We start from the raw sequence: 18339 nt of genomic DNA, 5'->3' as shown, positions 1-18339 counted from the left end.
CATCTTCGTAGAAAGAAAAGCTGTTACTTATGAAAAAAATGTTGTTTTCCTGCCTGGCAGGGCTGGTATGCTACGGCGTTATGGCCCAGGAACAATGGCCTGTCAGGGGAAATGTGAAAGATGCTTCCTCGCACGAACCCGTTGAATTTGCTACCGTGGTAGCCCGCCGGCTGCCCGATAGCACTGTAGTTCAAAGTGTTTTTACAGACAGCCTGGGGAGCTTCGCCATGACGGTTCCCGGCGGAACCTACTATCTTCAGGTTAACCTGGTGGGCTATGAACCTCTGAGCACGGCATCTTTTGCCGCGGGTACAGCCGCGCCGCAGGAGCTGCTTCTCCGGGCCAACAGCCGGGTGCTGGCGGAGGTGACCGTGCAGGGGCAGAAGCCGGCCATTGAGCGCCAGGCCGACCGCATGATCATGAATATAGCCGGTAACAGCATCTACAAAACGGCTATGAATGCCCTGGATGTCCTTAAAAAAGCGCCGGGTGTGCGGGTAAGTCCTGACGGTGCCATTTCATTAGGAAATAACATCACTCCTAAGGTGTTTATTGACGGCAAAGATGTACCTATGAGCGGTGCCGAGCTCAATACTTACCTGAATACCCTGGAGCCCGACCGTATCGAGACCATCGAGATCATCACCAGCCCTTCAGCCCGGTACGATTCGAAATACAAGGCCATTGTGAACATCCGGTTAAAGCGGGATAAAAACCTGGGCTGGACGGGAAGCTATACGCTGGCTTACCGGCAGCACCGGTTCTCTGACCTGAGTAATAACGTGAACTTAACGTATAAAACAAAAAAGGCGGCGTTTACCGCGGCCGGAAACTATAATCCGGGCAAGGGGTATTACCAATATGACGGCACCCAGAACCTCTTTGGAGGCAACAGCCTGGATACGTATACCGACGTGGTTTCCAGCTCCACCAGCGTGCCTTTACGGGCGGGAATGGATTACTTTTTCAATAAGAACCATTCGGCGGGGCTGACCTACCGCTTTTATAAACGGAACGAGACGAAAGACAATGCAACCGATAACCTGATCACGAAAAGCGGGGTGTCTGTACTCCAAAAGACAGGCCAGTACTCTGAACCCCTGGACCGGAATAATTCGCTGAATGGATACTACTCCGGAAAATTCGGGAAATCCACGCTGGATGTGCTGGGCACGGTGGCCCGCTATATCAGTAAGGAGTTCCAGGATATCGATACCCAGGAAGGCGGAGAGACGGTAGAGCGGCTGAAGTCAGGGGTGGCCAGTGGGATCGATATTTTTTCATCCCAGGCCGATTTCCGGACGCCCCTGCTGAAAGGAAATTTTGAGACCGGCGTGAAGCTGGCCTTCACCGGAACCGATAACGACGTGCATTTTGATATCCTGAAGGAGAACGGCTTTGAAAAGGACCCGCTGAGAACCAATCATTTTATCTACAAAGAGCGCATTATGGCCGGCTACCTGAACTATGCCGGAGCGTATAAAAAGATCACCTGGCAGGCCGGCCTGCGGATTGAAAACACGGATTCCGATGCGCGTTCGGAAAGTACGGATAATGTAACCCTCCGGAATTACACGCACTGGCTGCCTACGGCCATGCTGGGCTGGAAGGTGAACGAGGATCATATGCTGGGGCTCACCTTCACCAGCCGGCTGAGAAGGCCGTATTTTGAAGAGCTGAATCCCTTCCAGTTTTATGTGAGCCCGTTTACCTATGCGGAGGGTAACCCTTTCCTTTTACCGGAGAGAACAGACATGCTGGAGCTGACCTACAGCTTTAAGAATTACGGCCTTTCGGTGAGAAGCGGCAAGACCACCGACAATATACAGCAGGTGCCGTATTATAATCCGGAAACGTTCATGACCCGCTATTACCGTGAAAACCTGTCGAAATCTGTTTTTCACTCCATCGGGTTTAACGGCTCAAATAGTGTGCGGAAATGGTGGAATGTGCAGTATTACGGCCAGGTTTCAGCAGACAATGCCTATTATTTCATTAACGGTAAGCCCCTGGATAAGTATGTGGTGTCTTCTTACCTCGGGGGCTCACAAGCCTTTACCCTGAAGAATAACTGGACCATTGATAACTCACTCTTTTATTTTGTGGGCGGAGGAGATGCCATTTACAAAGTGGTGCCGTTCTGGAACCTGAATTTAGGTGTTCAGAAAGTTGTTAACAAGGTGGTTCTGAAGCTGAGCCTGGATGACGTCTTCAATACCGGTAACCAGCGGATCCGGTCAAACAGCCCCGATGTAATTGATACGCAGTTTGTGCAGTACTACGGTTCCCGGAAAGTACGGCTCCAGCTCATTTACCGCTTCGGGAAATCGACCTATAAGGCACGTCAGACGAATAAGACGGAAGAGGAGAACAGGGCAGGGTGAGGAAGTGAATAACTAACAGTGAATAACTAACAGTGAACAACTAACAGTGAACAACTAACAGTGAATAACTAACAGTGAACAACGAACAGTGAACAAATTAGATAAGGATTTCCGGACTATTCACTGTTAGTTATTCACTGTTCACTAAAAAAATCCCCGGGTTCGCCGGGGATTTTCATTCCAGATAGCAAGATCGCTCTTATTTCTCTGCATTCAGCTGCCCTCTCAGCGCACGTGGAATAGTCACGCTGGCTACAGGGTTGGCAACCGGATCAATGATGGTCAGTTCCGGAAGTTCAATTGACTTCACCCGGATCGATTTGCCCAGTCCCAGATCGGTTACATCCAGGTTCACAAACTCAGGGATCAGCTTAGCCGGTCCTTTCACACGGATTTTTCTCAGTGTCTGTACCAGCTTACCCCCTTGTTTTGCTCCTTTTGCTGTTCCGGTAAGACGGATAGGAATGGTGGTGGTAATCACCTTGTTAGGATTGATCTCCAGCAGGTCTACGTGAACAAGCGAGTCATTAACGGGGTGAAACTGCTTATCCTGGAGGATAGCGGTATACTCTTTTCCTTCAATGCTCAGCTTGATCTGATACGCATCAATGCTGTAAACCACAGGTCTGAAAAGATAAGCGGGCGCATAGAAGGAGATTTGTTCGTCTCCACCATACAAAATGCCCGGTACAAATCCTTCAGCGCGCAATTCCTGGGCTGACTGACGACCGAGATTCGCTCTTTTAAACCCTACAATCTCAGTTACTTTCATGATTAAAACTTAAGTTTTTGTTGATAATTTATGAACAATGTACTAATTGATCCGTTGTCTCGAATTCTACCGATGGCATGAGCAAAGAGCTCGGCTACCGATATCACTTTTACTTTCGGGTTATCCTGCCGCAGGGGAATGGAATCAGAAACGATCACCTCTTCAAATACCGAGTTGGCAATGATCTCGTGCGCCTTGTAGGAGAACACGGGGTGGGTAGCCACCGCCCGTACTGATTTCGCCCCTTTTTCGAGGATCAGCTCTGCAGCCTTACAGATGGTACCGCCGGTATCGATCATATCGTCTACGAGAACCACATTGGCATCGGTCACATCACCGATCAGCTGCATGCTGGCTATCTGGTTGGCCACCTTTCTCTGCTTGTCACAGATCACGATGTCTGCGTCAAAAAAGCTGGCAAACTTTCTTACCCGCGATACCCCGCCCACATCGGGAGAAGCAAAAAGCAGGTTGTCGATGTGCTTTTCTTTCAGGTAAGGCACAAATACAGAAGTTCCTTCCAGGTGATCTACCGGGATGTCAAAGAAACCCTGGATCTGGCCGGCGTGAAGGTCGAGCGTCATGATCCTGTCGGCTCCGGCTGCGGTGAGCATATTGGCCACCAGCTTGGCGCCGATGCCCACCCTCGGGCGGTCTTTCCTGTCCTGGCGGGCATATCCGTAGTACGGAATGACGGCCACTACATAGTGAGCGGAAGCTCTTCTGGCCGCATCGATCATCAGCAGAAGCTCCATCAGGTTGTCGGCATTCGGAAAAGTGCTCTGAACCAGGAAAACGTCACATCCTCTTACAGATTCTTCAAAGTTTACCGATATTTCACTGTCGGCAAAACGTTGAATGGACACTTTTCCAAGCTCTTTTCCGTAGTAATAAGCTACTTTTCCGGCTAAATACTGAGAATTAGTTCCCGAAAAGATTTTGACTTCTGCCATTGGGGTAGGTTTGTTCCGAAAAGTGCTGCAAAGGTATAAAAAATAATACGAAGTATTAAGGTAGTTTTAAAAAATTAATATTAATTTGCGGTAGGATTCTTAAAACAACGTTATGCAACTGTCACTGATAGATGAAGTTCCCGAATTCAATAAAGCGTATTTCCTGGATGTATATGCCGAAGCGCTTTATGACAGCGGGAAGGAGAAGATGCGGCTGAAAACCATTAACGGCCAGCAGGTACCTGAAGATCTGAGCATAAGCATTGCCAGCAAATTTATCTCCCGGTATCCCGAAGGTACCATTTACAAGCTGGATACCAAGCTGGTCAACAAAAACGGTAAAAAGCCGTATTTTGTAGCCCTGAAAGGAAAACAGGTAGAGCGGGCCATTGAATTTTTTGATTACAATCTCAAAGTTCAGTACGGTTTTGACCAGGAATTCTCTTTTCGCCGGGCTGCGTCGGGTCGGGTCATGCCGGTCCAGGTTACGTCACGCCGGGCGGCACGCTGATCCCGTTAGGTACTACTGGGGTGAACCGGCGCTGTACGTGAGGGTCAGTCAGCTGCCGGTCGGCCTTCCCATAATGTAAAATAGCGGTGCCCGGGGAGATCCGCAAATTTCCCGGCCGGTTCTTCCGGCAGTACATAGTCACCGATTATCACCGTTTGAAATCTTTCTTTTAACAGGGCAAAAGACGCGCTGAAGGGGGTAACTTCTCCCATCAGGGTTAAAGTGCTTCCGCTGAGCTCATCCAGGTATTTCAGGGGTATTTTCTCGGCTATCGTCAGCTTGCTTTTGGTATTCCGGTAATACAGGTCAATGAACCGGTCAGCCATTACACCGAGGGTGATATCGGGTGAAAGGCCGGCAAAATACCGCATTCCGGTGGTGATGCCGGAGAGAACAGTAAGGGTAGGGTAACGCTCCCGGAAAATACGGTTGATCTTACTGATGGTGGCGCTTACCACATGCTGGTTCAGCACCGCTTCCGATGTTACCTCAAAATCAGCCAGCCGGGCTGAAGGGTATACCAGCTGCAGATATTCTGCGGCCCTTGACGTTTCAAAAACCTCTGCCGGGATCAGCGTATGGATCTGGAAGCCGGAGATCAGCCGGATGCTCTTCCAGTAGGGGATGCGCAGCACGGGGTGCTGCTCCAGGATAGCCGAATACCGGGCTATGCATGCCTGCAGGTCATTTGAATTTCCGAGGAAGTGATCTTCCAGCCACAGGAGCTGGCTGCCCGAGCAGACCATGAACCGGAAACGGCTGAATTGTATTTCAAAGATGAGGTCGTACAGATCGGTGCGTTCGGCAGAGAAGCGTTCGTCTGTGATTTTAAAGCAGTTGTTCATTTGCGAAATGCTATTTCTTTCAGGAAGCCGGGACAATGCCCCGTTTTTAATTGTGTTAAATCGTTTTCGGTAAACCAGCGCAGTTCTGTCAGGATATTGCCTTCCGGGTCGTTGCCAAGCCGGGGATGCAGATCACCGGCCGAAACGCGGAAATACAACTCCACGCCGTGCAGCTTTCCGGCAATGTGCTGGTGGATATGAACCAGCTCATGCACGGCCACTTCCAGGTGGGTTTCCTCTCTGAATTCCCGTTGCAGTGCGCTGATGATGTTTTCGCCTTCTTCCAGTCCTCCGCCGGGGAAATTCCAGAAAATATGGTCTTCGTTCAACATAGCATGGTTCAGCAGCAGTACGCGCTGCCGGTGCCGGAGAATACCGCAAACCCGTAACCGCACCCTTTCGCCGTAAATGGTTTCAATATCGGTCATTACATGTTTTTCCTGTAGGCCTTGCCGTATTTCAGCTTTTTTTCGGCCTGGATATCCCTGCGTTTATTTATCTTTTTGTTCTTTTCCAGCTTTTCGTGGAAGGCCGGGCCCACGCTTCTGTCGTGCCTGACCACCGGCAGCTTCACTTCCTCTTTTTCTGTTTCAAAAGGCATAAGCTGGTCTTCGGTTTCAATATAGGCCGGAAGCGGAAGGCGCGTGAGCTGCAGCCGGTACATGGCTTCAATTTCAGCGAAAGCTTCTTCTTCCCGCGGACTGATTAGGCTGATGGCGGTGCCCGAGCTTTCACCGCGGCCGGTCCGGCCTATCCGGTGGATATAGTCGTTGCGCTCTTCCGGGATATCCATGTTCACTACGTGGGTGATGCCCTTGATGTCGAGTCCGCGTGAACCGATATCGGTCGAGATCAGGGTGCGCACCGTTCCTTCCGAAAACTCCCGGATGGCCCGGAAACGGTAGTTCTGCGATTTGTTGGAGTGGATGACCTCCACCTGTTCTATGCCCCGTTCTGTCAGCTCGCGGTAAAGCAGGTCGGCCGCCGGTTTCTGGGCCACAAAGACCAGGTTTTTCTTCATCTCCCCGTCGTTGGCCAGCAGCAGCTCCAGCAGGTTGATCTTGGTTCTGAAGTTGGGTACGGCGTAGGTTTTCTGCCGGATATTCTCCAGGGGAGTGCCCACATCGGCATCTTCTATGACTTCCGGCGATTTAAAAATATCGTGGATCAGCTCTTCCACTTCTTCCGAAATGGTGGCGGAGAAAAGAAGATTTTGCCTCTTTTCAGGAATTTTATTGAAAATCAGGTCCAGCTGCGGGCGAAAGCCCAGGTCGAGCATCATATCAAATTCATCAATGACCAGCTTACGGATGTTTTTTACTTTCAGAACGCCTGCTGCCGACAGGTCGGTAAAGCGGCCGGGAGTGGCCACCACCATGTCGCAGCCCTTTAGAAGCTCGGCGGCCTGGGTTTTCATATTGACACCGCCGTACACGCCGGTCACATCAAAGCTCATGTAAGGCGTAAGGGCTTTTACGCTTTCCACCACCTGCATGACCAGCTCGCGGGTCGGCACCAGCACCAGCATCTGCGGCAGCTTCTCTTTGCTGAAGGTCCACATCCGCAACAGGGGCAAAAGATAGGCAAATGTTTTCCCGGTGCCGGTCCGGGCTATCCCTGCCAGGTCTTTTCCCGACATCACAGCCGGGAAGATTTTTTCCTGGATAGAAGTAGGCGTAGTCAGCTCCAGGTCTTCCAGGGCCCGCAGCAGGGGCTTGTTAAGATTGAGGTCGGCAAATTGCATAAAGAAGTAATCTGAATAATTTTACAAAATTAGTTGATTTCATGCGTATATTAGTGACCTCATTTCAACAAAGCCTTTTGAAAGTCAATAACTATGAAAAAACTACTGTTGTTCCTTCTTCTTCCTTGTTTTATTTTTGCGCAGAAATCCAGGCCTGTTTCTCTTTTCAACGGCCGTAATCTTGACGGTTGGGTGATTTACGGAACGGAAAAATGGTACGTGGAAGATGGCCTGCTGGTGTGTGAAAGCGGCCCTGACAAGGGGTACGGTTACCTGGGTACGGAAAAATCGTACAAGGATTTTGAGCTGACCCTGCAGTTTTTGCCGGTTGATAACGGGAACAGCGGCGTGTTTTTTCATTCCAGCATTGACGGTACAAAAGTGTCTGGCTGGCAGGCTGAAGTAGCGCCTCCGGGGCATTTTTCAGGCGGTATCTACGAATCGTACAAGCGGGGCTGGCTGATCAAGCCGGATAAATCGCTGGATAACGTAAAAATGAATGCCTGGAATACCATGAAAGTGCGGGTGAAGGGCGATGAAGTGACCACCTGGGTGAACGGGGTACAGATGGTCACCCTGAAAGACCCGGTATTTGCCGATTCAGACGGGAAAATAGCCCTCCAGATCCATGACGGCGGCGGTATCAAGGTAAAATGGAAAGAATTGAAAATAAAGAATTTGTAATCTAAATATATAACATGGCAGCAGAAAACACGGAAAAGTTAAAAATCCTGCAATCCACACTTGATAAGCTGGACAAATCATTCGGTAAAGGTACGGTGATGCGCCTGAGCGACACCAAAGTGTTGGATGTTCCTGTAATTTCTACGGGATCACTGGGATTAGACCTTGCATTGGGGGTAAACGGTTTACCGAAAGGCAGGGTAGTAGAGATCTACGGTCCGGAATCGTCCGGTAAAACCACATTGGCAATGCATGCTATAGCCGAGGCCCAGAAGCAGGGCGGGATAGCCGCATTTATTGATGCAGAACATGCATTTGACAGAGTATACGCTGAAAAGCTGGGTATTGATACGAAGAACCTGCTGATCTCCCAACCCGATTACGGCGAGCAGGCCCTGGAGATCGCCGAGCACCTGATTGCTTCAGGAGCCATTGATATTTGTGTGATCGACTCGGTGGCGGCGCTGGTACCGAAGGCCGAGCTGGACGGGGAAATGGGTGACAGCAAAATGGGGCTTCAGGCCCGGCTGATGTCGCAGGCGCTCCGGAAGCTGACCGGTACCATCAATAAAACCGGCTGTACCTGCATATTCATTAACCAGCTGCGGGATAAGATCGGGGTGATGTTCGGAAGCCCCGAAACCACCACCGGCGGTAACGCCCTGAAATTCTATGCCTCTGTGCGGATCGATATCCGCCGGATAGGCCAGATCAAAGATAACGACGGCAACATCATCGGTAACCGCACACGGGTGAAGGTGGTCAAGAACAAGGTGGCTCCGCCGTTCAAGGTTATTGAATTTGATATTATGTATGGGGAAGGGGTATCGAAATCAGGTGAGGTGCTTGACCTGGCGGTAGACCTGGACATCATCAAGAAGTCGGGTTCCTGGTTCTCGTATGGTGCTGACCGTCTCGGACAGGGGCGTGACGCCGTGAAGAACCTGATCAAAGACAACCCGGAGCTGATGGCTGACCTCGAAGAGAAAATCAAAGCTACCGTGGCCGGCAATGCCGATGCGCTGATGGACAAAACAGGGGAAGAGTCAGACGAGTAGCTATAGCCGTTAAAAAAATGTTAAGGCGCCTGGGCAGGGCGCCTTTTCTTTTAACTTTTTGGTGAATATCCCGTCTAATAGGTAGAATTAATCTTTTATAATACACTACAGGTAAGTATTATTGTATTTTTATCGTTAAAAGTAAAAAAGCAACTGTTTTGAGATTACGAATTATCGCATGCCTCTTACTTCCCCTGGCGCTGCTGGGTTTCCGGAGCTCTCAGAATAACTTTCAGATGGGGGAAGAATACAACTACCGGATCAAGTACGGCATCCTGACCATTGGCTCTGCCAATGTTAACGTAGATACCCGTACCTACCAGGTGAACGGTCTGCCCTGCTACAAAATCAATATCCACGGGCGTACCGAAGGAATTACCGACCTTTTCCGGGTAAGGAATACGTATACCAGCTTTATGGATACGATCAATTACCTGCCGCAGAAATTTGAATACAGTGCCCGCGAAAACAATTACAGGCGTGACCAGGTGCTGTATTTCGATCACAATAAAAATGTGGTGGTAAAGCGGGAAAAGGAATCGGTAGACACCTACAATGTGCCGGATAATATCCACGATGTGATTTCGGGATATTACTCGCTCAGGCATGTGGATTTCTCGCAATACAGTATGGGACAGACCTATTCGGCACCCCTGTTTTTTGATGATGAATACTACCGGTTCAGGGTAAAGTATGCGGGCCGGGGAACGGTCAAAACACGCTTCGGGAAAATCAATGTGCTGAAGCTGAACCCGGTTTTGCCCGATAACAAGCTTTTTAAGGGCGAAGACGCCATCCGGGTGTGGGTCAGTGATGACCGGAACCGGGTGCCCGTGAAGATCGAAGTAGACTTCTCGTTCGGTACCGTTGTGATGGAGATCCGTAAATACAAAAAGAACCTGTTTCCTTTTAGCTGGGGAGAATAAAATGTAAAAGTTAACATAGACACTGCAAAAACATAGACTTAATGAGTTTTTTTCTCTTTAACTCTGTATTTTTTTATAGTGTATGTTAAGTTTTAAGATTTTTGCTCTACTTTTGCAGTGATATTTTTAACAAATCACCATTAACGAATGAAAATAGCTGTAGTAGGTACAGGGTATGTGGGTCTCGTAACGGGAACCTGTTTTGCGGAAACGGGTAACGAAGTGACCTGTATTGATATTGACCAGGCCAAGGTAGACAGCCTGAAAAAAGGAAAGATCACGATATATGAGCCGGGCCTGGAGCCGATCTTCGACCGGAACCGGAAAGACGGCAGGTTAAAATTTACTACCAGCCTGGAAGAAGGGATAAAAGAAGCTGAAGTAATATTCCTGGCTTTACCCACGCCTCCGGGTGAGGACGGCTCGGCAGACCTGAAATATATTCTCGGTGTAGCTGATCACATCGGCAAGGTCCTGGATCACTACGCGGTTATTGTAGATAAAAGCACGGTGCCGGTAGGAACTGCCGAAAAAGTGCATGCTAAGATAGTGGCCCATGCACAAACAGCCTTTGACGTGGTTTCCAACCCGGAATTCCTGCGGGAAGGGGTAGCGGTGGAAGACTTTATGAAACCCGACAGGGTGGTGGTGGGAACCAGTTCTGACAGGGCAAAAACCATCATGGAAAGACTCTATGCGCCCCTGGTAAGACAGGGCAACCCTATCATTTTCATGGATGAGCGTTCGGCGGAAATGACCAAATATGCAGCCAACTCTTTCCTGGCCATGAAGATCACCTTTATGAACGAAATGGCTAACCTGTGTGAGCTGGCCGGAGCCAATGTAGATAATGTAAGAAAGGGTATCGGTACCGACAGCCGGATCGGTAAGCGTTTCCTGTTTCCGGGAATCGGTTACGGGGGAAGCTGTTTCCCGAAAGATGTGCAGGCACTGGGTAAAACGGCACAGGAGTTCAATTATGATTTCCGGATCCTGAAATCGATCATGCTGGTGAATGAAAAGCAAAAAGTGCGGCTGATACCCAGGGTGAAAGAGTATTTCGGCGGAGATCTGAAAGGAAAAACCATTGCCCTGTGGGGACTGGCTTTTAAACCGTACACCGACGATATCCGTGAAGCGCCTTCGTTGTACAACATCAAGGCCCTGAAAAGAGCCGGAGCCAAAGTGGTGGTGTTTGACCCTGAGGCCATTTCCAATGTAAAACGGGAGATAGGCAAGAAAGTAAAATACGCTTCAGGCATGTACGAAGCCCTGGAAGGAGCCGATGCGCTGATGATCATGACCGAATGGCCGGAGTTCAGAACACCTGATTTTAATAAAATAGCGGAAAAACTGAAAAATAAGGTGATCTTTGACGGACGTAACCTGTATGACCTCGAAGAGATGAAAGGGCAGGGCTTTGATTATTTTTCAATAGGAAGGGAAACCATTAAAGGAACAAAATAGCTTTGAGCCGTGAGCTATGAGCCGTGAGAAATTTATGCACGACTCATAGCTGACAGCTCATAGCTCATAGCTAATTTTAAAATGAAACGAATACTAATTACCGGCGGGGCAGGATTTTTAGGGTCTCACCTTTGCGACAGATTTATAAAAGAGGGATACCATGTGGTGGCAATGGACAACCTCATCACGGGCGACCTGCGGAATATAGAGCACCTTTTTAAGCTGCCTAATTTCGAGTTTTACCACCACGATGTCAGCAAATTTATTCATGTGCCGGGCCAGCTGGATTATATCCTGCATTTTGCTTCGCCGGCCAGCCCCATCGACTACCTGAAAATCCCGATCCAGACCCTGAAAGTAGGCTCATTGGGTATTCACAATTGCCTGGGACTGGCCCGGGTGAAGAATGCCCGGGTGCTGATCGCCTCTACCTCCGAGGTATACGGTGACCCGCAGGTACATCCGCAGACCGAAGATTATTGGGGTCATGTGAACCCGGTGGGTCCGAGGGGCGTTTACGATGAGGCCAAGCGTTTCCAGGAGGCCATGACTATGGCGTACCACACCTATCACGGGCTGGAGACAAGAATCATCCGGATATTCAATACGTATGGCCCCAGGATGCGCCTGAACGACGGTCGCGTGCTGCCGGCATTTATCGGGCAGGCCCTGCGCGGTGAAGACCTGACCATTTTCGGCGACGGCTCACAGACGCGTTCGTTCTGCTATGTAGATGACCTGGTGGAAGGAATTTACCGGCTGCTGCTTTCTGACTACCCGTACCCGGTGAATATTGGTAACCCTTCAGAAATTACCATTAAAGATTTTGCCGAAGAGATTATTAAGCTGACCGGCACCGATCAGAAAGTGGTTTATAAAGACCTGCCTAAAGACGATCCCAAGCAGCGCCAGCCTGATATTACCAGGGCCCGGGAGGTTCTGGGCTGGGAGCCGAAGGTGGACCGCTCGGAGGGCCTGAAGCTTACTTACGAATATTTTAAAAGCCTGCCGAAAGAAAGACTTTTTGAAGAAGCAAGGCATCGCGAGTTTTAACAGCAGGATGCAGATAATGCAGATGGCCGGGATGCAACCTTTGTACATCCCGGCCATCTGCTTTTTACCTGCTATGTTCAGGAATCTATTCTCAGAAAATCACCGGCTTTGTTAAATTCCAGCTCCAGGTGATTGTCCAGCTCCACCTGCTGGCGGTTATCGTCGAGCTCCCATTGCAGGATAGAATGGTTCGGATAATTGGCTTTAACGTAGGCCAGGATTTTCTCCGGGATCACGGAATCGGGCAGTGCACTGCGGGATTCGATGGAAGTAATCTCATGCTTTTTGTTAAATTCCAGGCTGATGTTTCCTTCCAGGATCACGTCGTAGGATTTGGATAAGCCCTCTTTGTCTTTTACGGCCTGCAGTATTCTGGCTGCCGGAAAATGTGTGCTTACATAAGTAGTGATGGCAGAAGGTATCTCATTTTCTGCCAGTACCTTCTGGCTTTCGCAGGCAGACATAAACGCTGCAGGTATCAGCATTAAAATGAATGATAGTTTTTTCATGATATATTTGATTTAGATGATTGGTTACTTAACTGTCTATTTTTATGAATTTCCCGTCAGCGTCAAACTCCAGCTCCAGTCCGTTGGAGATCTCCACTTCATAGGATTTGCGGTCTTTTTCTATTTTGACCACTTCGTTGTTGGGAAAGCGTTTTTGAATGTAGGCCAGTATTTTTTCCGGGATAAACCGGGTGGGAATAGGATGCCGGTGACCGTCTACTTCTTTCCAGTCGCCTTTTTTATCAAATTTTATTTTAAGCTTATCCGGGAACGTTACCTTGTATTCGATATCCCGGAGATCCTCCACTTCTTTCAGGATGTCGCGGATTTTTTCTTTGCTGAAGTTTTTCTGAATAAATGCCTGTGCCTTTTCGGGCAGATCGTCCAGGTCTATTTTCCGGGTTTTCTGTGCCCCGGCAGTTCCCGCCAGCAGCAAGACCAGGAATATTGCTAAGCCTATGCGCATCATAGTTATCTGTTTTAATGATGTAAAGTTCAGAAGGGATTTGGGAAAGAAATGGGAACGGGAAACGAAGTGTTTTTACTGACCGAAAATACATGCTGACCGTCACGATAAGCATAGTCGAGGCGCACTTCGGGGTAGGTTTTAATAATGCTTTCCACGATAGACAAACCCAGGCCTGAAGAGGCGTTGTCGGAAGAATATTTATAAAACCGCTCAAAAATAATGACCGGGTTCAGGGGCGGCAACATGCTGGTGTTGGAAATGCAGAGCTCGTTTTTATCGACGCTGATCCCTATTTTTCCCTGTTCTGTATTGTACCGGATGGCATTCCGGAGCAGGTTGGAGACCAGGATTTTGATGAGATTCCGGTTGGCATAAAGGGTGAAATCTTCCCGCTTATCCCAATGAAGCGTTAAATCTTTAAAGCGGATGATCTCTTCCAGCTCGGCTGCCACTTCTTCTGTTACAGCAAGGATACTGACCGTTTCTTTTTCTTCGAACTGCCGGTTTTCTATCCGGGAGAGCATCAGCAGTGATTTGTTCAGGTTGACCATCCGGAGGAGGGATCTTTTGGTCTCCCCGATCTCCGTGCTTTGCGCTTCGTTCAGCTCCCCGTTTTCAAGGAGGAGATCCAGCTTGTTGATGGTAATGGCCAGGGGGGTCTGGAGCTCGTGCGACGCATTTTCAATAAATTGCTTCTGCCGCAGGAAAACGCTCTCGTTCCGTTCAATCATTTCCTGTATTTTCTGATCCAGGATAATGAATTCGCTGACCATGCTGTTAACGGGTTTTATGCGCAGGCCACTCCCGAATTTATAGTTCTGGAGGTCATTGATCAGGCTCTTCAACGGCTTCAGGGCCTTTTCCAGTACAAAATTATTGACCAGGAAGAGGGTGACAACGATCAGCAGGTATAAAACCACCAAGGCAATGGTCAGGTTGATCAGGAAGTCGTCTTCTTCTACCGTTGACGTACGGATCTCCAGCGAATAAGGGTGGCCGTCAGGGGCGTAAAAGCCGGTTCGGAGCACCCGGTAAGGCTCCATTTCGTCGTCGTATTCCATGTAGATCATTTGCCGCGAAAAGATGTTGGCTTTTTGCAGCGAATCCGTGGGAAGAATACGGAACTGGTTAATGCCGAATTCTCTTGTCTGTAATACGGTAGAGTCGATATAAGCCTGGCGGATGATGTTGATCTTCTGGTTTTTCAGGCCGTCATCCACGTTGTCATACACTTCGTCGAGAATAAAAGCATAGAAGAGCCCGGCCCATACCGCTACTACAATGAGCAGGATATAGGCCAGGTGCCTGAGCGTATAGTTTTTAAGCGATTTTCCCATTATACCAGTTTGTAACCCACTCCGTAAACGGCCTGGATGTCGGCTTCGGAATGATTTTCCTTTAATTTTTTCCTGAGATTTTTTACCTGGGAATAGATAAAATCCAGGCTGTCGGCCTGGTCGATATGATCTCCCCAGATAGATTCTGCCAGGGTGGTTTTCTGCAACAGCTTACCGGGCCTTACCATAAAATAGTAAAGCATGTCATATTCTTTCCGGTTCAGCAGCACCTCCTGCTCGTTGATTTTCAGAATCCGGTCTTCGGGGTAAATCTTCAGGTTTTTGTACACGATATGGCTTTCTCCCTTTTGTACCCGCCGCCGCAGGGCTGAGTTGATGCGGGAGTGTAGCTCAGCCAGGTGAAACGGTTTGGCCAGGTAGTCGTCGGCACCCAGGTCAAGGCCCGTCACCTTATCATCAACGGCATCTTTTGCAGAAAGAATGATAACTGAGGTTTCCGGGTGCAGTTTTTTTATTTCTTTCAGGATATCCAGTCCGTTGCCCCCTGGCAGCATGATGTCAAGCAGGATGCAGTCGTAGCTGTAATCTTCCACCTTGCGTAATCCTGACGGGTAATCGGCCGCATATTCTACCCGGTGGGCGGAGGCTTCCAGCGAGCGCTGAACCACTTTACGGAGCTCCGGTTCATCTTCTACGATAAGAATTTTCATGTATAAAAGCTTTTAGCCTTGTTCATCAGCAGGACAACCCTTTTCAGGCTGAGGGAGCAGGGCTATGTTTTTTTACTGCAAGAATAGTTGTAAAATTAGGAAAGAATTGGGAAGAGCACCTGACAGAGAACGGCCGGCTTCCTTATTTTATCAAAGAATGCTTTAATTTTAGCTGATCTGCGCCGGAGGCTTGACCCGGCAGAAGAAGTTCCTGATTTTTATGAAATGTATTCAAACGCCATTGCTATGAAACGGGTCTCACTATTTTTTATCGTTTTTTTATTTGGGGGGCAGATTTCGGCCCAGTCGCCCTGGGAGAGAATTGGCCGTATGCCTTCTACCCTGGGTATTGAACAGGGCAGCAGAGCTTTTACCACCCGCGATTTCAGGCTGGAAGTGCTGAATTCGTCGCAAACGGCATCGGCCCTGTCGCCGGTGAAAGACACGGTATTTGATTATACGCCGGATGAGTGGCTGAAACGACGGGATAAGGATGGCTTTTACCACCTGGGCGATATCAACATCCGGTACCGGACAGGAGATTCAGGCGACTGGACGAAATTTTCTTCGGCTAAAAAAAGGACGGCCGTAAAGGAGCTGCCGGCCGGTAAAAACGGGCTGGCGGCAGCTGACCTGTCAGGCCTGCTTGAGGCCAGTGCACCGATCAGCCTGAAGCGTTTCTGGGACTCAGACGGCAGGGATATCATCCTGCGTTTTGAAATTCGGAATACCTCGGGCTCAGCGGTGGAGATCGGCTCGCTGGGAATACCGATGATTTTCAATAATATCCTGCAGGATAAGAAGCTGGATGATGCCCATACAGACAATGTGTTTTTTGATCCCTATATAGGCAAAGATGCGGGTTATCTGCAGGTTAACCGCCTGCACGGCAAGGGGGCTTCACTGCTGGTGCTGCCGTATGAAAATGCAGCCTTTGAAGCCTACAACCCGGTGAATGACGACCCGACCCCGCGGAGCATTGTTTTTGAAGGCTTTCACGAATGGATGATCCACAGCAAGGCGCATGCAGAGACGGAATGGAAAGGGGTGCAGCAATGGAATGAGCCCACCTCCGTAACCCTGAAGCCGGGCGAAAGCCGCTCGTTTGCGCTCCGCTTTGTTTTTGCCCCTTCTATCCGGCAGATCGAATCGCAGCTGGAGAAAGAAGGGCGGCCGGTAGCCGTGGGACTTCCTGGTTATGTTTTACCGCAGGATGAAAACGGGACACTTTACCTCGATTACAGGCATAAGGTGATTTCCACAGAGGTATTCCCGGAAGGAGCTTTGCAGGTAAAAGCAACGGGCCGGAAGGGCAAATGGGAAGGGTACAGCGTTAAAGGACAGCAATGGGGCCGGGCCCGGCTTACCGTAAAATACAAAGACGGCACGGTTCAGACCATCCATTACAAAGTCATTAAACCCCAGGAAGAGGTAGTGAAAGACCTGGGGCATTTCCTGACCACCCGGCAGTGGTTTGACGATAAAAATGACCCGTTCGGCCGGGCTCCGTCGATCATCACCTACGATAACGAAGAGCAGAAGCAGGTAACGCAGGAGCAACGTGCCTGGTATGCCGGTTTGAGCGATGAAGCCGGAGCCGCCAGCTGGCTGGCCGCTTTTATGAAGCAGTCGTTGATCAGTGATAAGGAGGAAGTGGAGAAGCTGAAGCTTTTTGCGCGGGAAACACTCTGGGGAGGCCTTCAGTACAGCGAAGGAAAGAACAGGTACGGGGTAAAGAAAAGCCTGTTCTATTACGAGCCGGATTCTATGCCGAAGGGCACCTACCGCGAAGATATCAACTGGAAAGTATGGTCGGCCTGGCCTAAGAAAGAAGCGGATAACCCGGGGCGTTCGTACAATTACCCGCATGTGGCGGCGGCTCACTGGATTCTGTACCGCCTGGCGCGGAACCATGAAGGCCTGGCCGATGACGTGAACTGGCGTGAAAGCCTTCAGAATGCCTATCAAACCGCCCTGGCCATGGTACGGCTGGCACCGCATTATGCGCAGTTCGGACAGATGGAAGGTTCGGTATTCCTGTATATCCTGGAAGATCTGAAGCGTGAAGGTATAACCGATATGGCCAACGAACTGGAAGCCGCGATGAAAAAACGGGCCGATCACTGGAAAACACTGGGCTACCCGTTTGGCAGTGAAATGCCGTGGGATTCTACCGGCCAGGAAGAGGTGTACATGTGGTCAAAATATTTCGGCAATGCCGATAAGGCAGAGGTTACCCTGAATGCTATCCTGGCTTATATGCCTGCCCTGCCGCATTGGGGATATAACGGCAGCGCCCGCCGCTACTGGGATTTTGTGTACGGCGGAAAGCTGTCGCGCATTGAACGGCAGCTGCACCACTACGGCTCAGCACTGAATTCGATCCCTGTTTCTGCGGCTTACCGTGATAATCCTGATGACTTTTACCTGTTGCGTGTAGGCCATGCCGGTGCTATGGGCGCCCTGGCCAATGTAACACAGGAAGGATTTGGCCCGGCGGCTTTTCACTCGTACCCGTCTACCCTGGCCATAGACGGTATCACCGGTGATTACGGAAGCGGCTTTTACGGGTATGCGGTAAATTCAGGAACGTACATCACCGTTCACCCGGAGTTCGGACCGGTGGCCTTCAGCGGGAATCTTGTGCAGAACGGCGACTGGCTGAATACACAGATAACTTCTGCCGGGAAGTCGAGGGTGTACCTGGCACCGCGGAAATTATGGATCACCCTGGATGCCGGGAAGGTTTCATCCCTGAATTATAACCGGAAGACGGGGGAGGTGCAGGTGGTGCTGGAGCCGGCCGATGCCTATACGAAAACCGCCTATGTGCGGGCAGAAACGCCGGAGGCGTACCGCGCCGATGCCCCGAAAGACAGCCGGGGAAATTATACCGTTGCCCTGGGCAGGGAAAAGGCTGTTTTAAAGCTGGTATTGAAATAAAAAAAGTCAGGTT

Annotated in this window: 17 protein-coding genes; 8 read left to right on the top strand and 9 right to left on the bottom strand. The window is 49.8% G+C overall.

Annotated elements, in window-relative coordinates; all coding sequences use genetic code 11:
- Window positions 1-29: 29 nt before the first annotated feature.
- A complete protein-coding gene (locus AB2U10_RS02025) occupies window positions 30-2384 on the top strand; it encodes a TonB-dependent receptor (RefSeq protein ID WP_367916213.1) in 2355 nt (784 codons plus the stop codon).
- A gap of 199 nt (window positions 2385-2583) precedes the next feature.
- Here the strand turns inward: AB2U10_RS02025 and AB2U10_RS02020 are convergent, their stop codons facing one another.
- Window positions 2584-3156: a 50S ribosomal protein L25 gene (locus tag AB2U10_RS02020; RefSeq protein ID WP_367916214.1), complete on the bottom strand. Its 573-nt coding sequence runs from the start codon at window positions 3154-3156 to the stop codon at window positions 2584-2586.
- A 2-nt stretch (window positions 3157-3158) separates the two neighbouring features.
- The gene (locus tag AB2U10_RS02015) at window positions 3159-4109 is read right to left on the bottom strand and encodes a ribose-phosphate pyrophosphokinase (protein WP_367916215.1); all 951 of its coding nucleotides are present in this window, start codon (window positions 4107-4109) and stop codon (window positions 3159-3161) included.
- A 112-nt stretch (window positions 4110-4221) separates the two neighbouring features.
- Between AB2U10_RS02015 and AB2U10_RS02010 the strand changes: the two genes are divergently transcribed.
- Window positions 4222-4620: a hypothetical protein gene (locus AB2U10_RS02010; RefSeq protein ID WP_367916216.1), complete on the top strand. Its 399-nt coding sequence runs from the start codon at window positions 4222-4224 to the stop codon at window positions 4618-4620.
- 44 nt (window positions 4621-4664) lie between these two features.
- Here the strand turns inward: AB2U10_RS02010 and AB2U10_RS02005 are convergent, their stop codons facing one another.
- From AB2U10_RS02005 to AB2U10_RS01995, 3 genes are read right to left on the bottom strand one after another with little or no spacing between them, the layout of a single operon-like run.
- Window positions 4665-5465 carry a DUF3822 family protein gene (locus AB2U10_RS02005; RefSeq protein WP_367916217.1) on the bottom strand — a complete coding sequence of 267 codons (801 nt, stop codon included), beginning with the start codon at window positions 5463-5465 and terminating at the stop codon, window positions 4665-4667.
- Window positions 5462-5893, bottom strand: a complete 432-nt coding sequence (locus tag AB2U10_RS02000; protein WP_367916218.1) for an NUDIX domain-containing protein — start codon at window positions 5891-5893, stop codon at window positions 5462-5464. The genes AB2U10_RS02005 and AB2U10_RS02000 overlap by 4 nt, the downstream gene beginning before the upstream one ends.
- On the bottom strand, window positions 5893-7209 hold the full coding sequence (locus tag AB2U10_RS01995; protein ID WP_367916219.1) for a DEAD/DEAH box helicase: 1317 nt from the start codon (window positions 7207-7209) through the stop codon (window positions 5893-5895). The genes AB2U10_RS02000 and AB2U10_RS01995 overlap by 1 nt, the downstream gene beginning before the upstream one ends.
- Before the next feature lie 93 nt (window positions 7210-7302).
- Between AB2U10_RS01995 and AB2U10_RS01990 the strand changes: the two genes are divergently transcribed.
- From AB2U10_RS01990 to AB2U10_RS01970, 5 genes are all read left to right on the top strand, one after another.
- Window positions 7303-7893 carry a 3-keto-disaccharide hydrolase gene (locus AB2U10_RS01990; RefSeq protein ID WP_367916220.1) on the top strand — a complete coding sequence of 197 codons (591 nt, stop codon included), beginning with the start codon at window positions 7303-7305 and terminating at the stop codon, window positions 7891-7893.
- A 14-nt stretch (window positions 7894-7907) separates the two neighbouring features.
- On the top strand, window positions 7908-8951 hold the full coding sequence (recA, locus tag AB2U10_RS01985) for a recombinase RecA (RefSeq protein ID WP_367916221.1): 1044 nt from the start codon (window positions 7908-7910) through the stop codon (window positions 8949-8951).
- Window positions 8952-9109: 158 nt separating this feature from the next.
- Window positions 9110-9877, top strand: a complete 768-nt coding sequence (locus tag AB2U10_RS01980) for a DUF3108 domain-containing protein (RefSeq protein ID WP_367916222.1) — start codon at window positions 9110-9112, stop codon at window positions 9875-9877.
- 147 nt (window positions 9878-10024) lie between these two features.
- Window positions 10025-11344, top strand: coding sequence for a UDP-glucose dehydrogenase family protein (locus tag AB2U10_RS01975; RefSeq protein WP_367916223.1), 1320 nt, complete (start codon window positions 10025-10027; stop codon window positions 11342-11344).
- 81 nt (window positions 11345-11425) lie between these two features.
- Window positions 11426-12397 carry a UDP-glucuronic acid decarboxylase family protein gene (locus tag AB2U10_RS01970; RefSeq protein WP_367916224.1) on the top strand — a complete coding sequence of 324 codons (972 nt, stop codon included), beginning with the start codon at window positions 11426-11428 and terminating at the stop codon, window positions 12395-12397.
- A gap of 77 nt (window positions 12398-12474) precedes the next feature.
- Here AB2U10_RS01970 and AB2U10_RS01965 read toward each other — a convergent pair whose 3' ends face one another.
- From AB2U10_RS01965 to AB2U10_RS01950, 4 genes are read right to left on the bottom strand one after another with little or no spacing between them, the layout of a single operon-like run.
- Window positions 12475-12906: a PepSY-like domain-containing protein gene (locus AB2U10_RS01965; RefSeq protein ID WP_367916225.1), complete on the bottom strand. Its 432-nt coding sequence runs from the start codon at window positions 12904-12906 to the stop codon at window positions 12475-12477.
- A 28-nt stretch (window positions 12907-12934) separates the two neighbouring features.
- Window positions 12935-13375, bottom strand: a complete 441-nt coding sequence (locus tag AB2U10_RS01960; protein ID WP_367916226.1) for a PepSY-like domain-containing protein — start codon at window positions 13373-13375, stop codon at window positions 12935-12937.
- 26 nt (window positions 13376-13401) lie between these two features.
- Window positions 13402-14712 (bottom strand): sensor histidine kinase, encoded by a 1311-nt coding sequence (locus AB2U10_RS01955; RefSeq protein ID WP_367916227.1) that lies wholly within the window; start codon window positions 14710-14712, stop codon window positions 13402-13404.
- Window positions 14712-15383, bottom strand: a complete 672-nt coding sequence (locus AB2U10_RS01950) for a response regulator transcription factor (protein WP_367916228.1) — start codon at window positions 15381-15383, stop codon at window positions 14712-14714. Before AB2U10_RS01950 ends, AB2U10_RS01955 begins: the two co-directional genes overlap by 1 nt.
- A gap of 246 nt (window positions 15384-15629) precedes the next feature.
- On the opposite strand from AB2U10_RS01950, the gene AB2U10_RS01945 reads away from it, so the two are divergent.
- Entirely contained in the window at window positions 15630-18326 is a 2697-nt protein-coding gene (locus AB2U10_RS01945) for a DUF5695 domain-containing protein (protein WP_367916229.1), read from the top strand.
- The last annotated feature ends 13 nt before the right edge of the window (window positions 18327-18339 follow it).

The organism is Leadbetterella sp. DM7 (genome assembly GCF_040829825.2).
In the GTDB taxonomy this organism is placed as follows: Bacteria; Bacteroidota; Bacteroidia; order Cytophagales; family Spirosomataceae; genus Leadbetterella.
The sequence above is the reverse complement of the archived record's forward strand: the minus strand, read 5'-3'. Positions and strand labels throughout refer to the sequence as shown.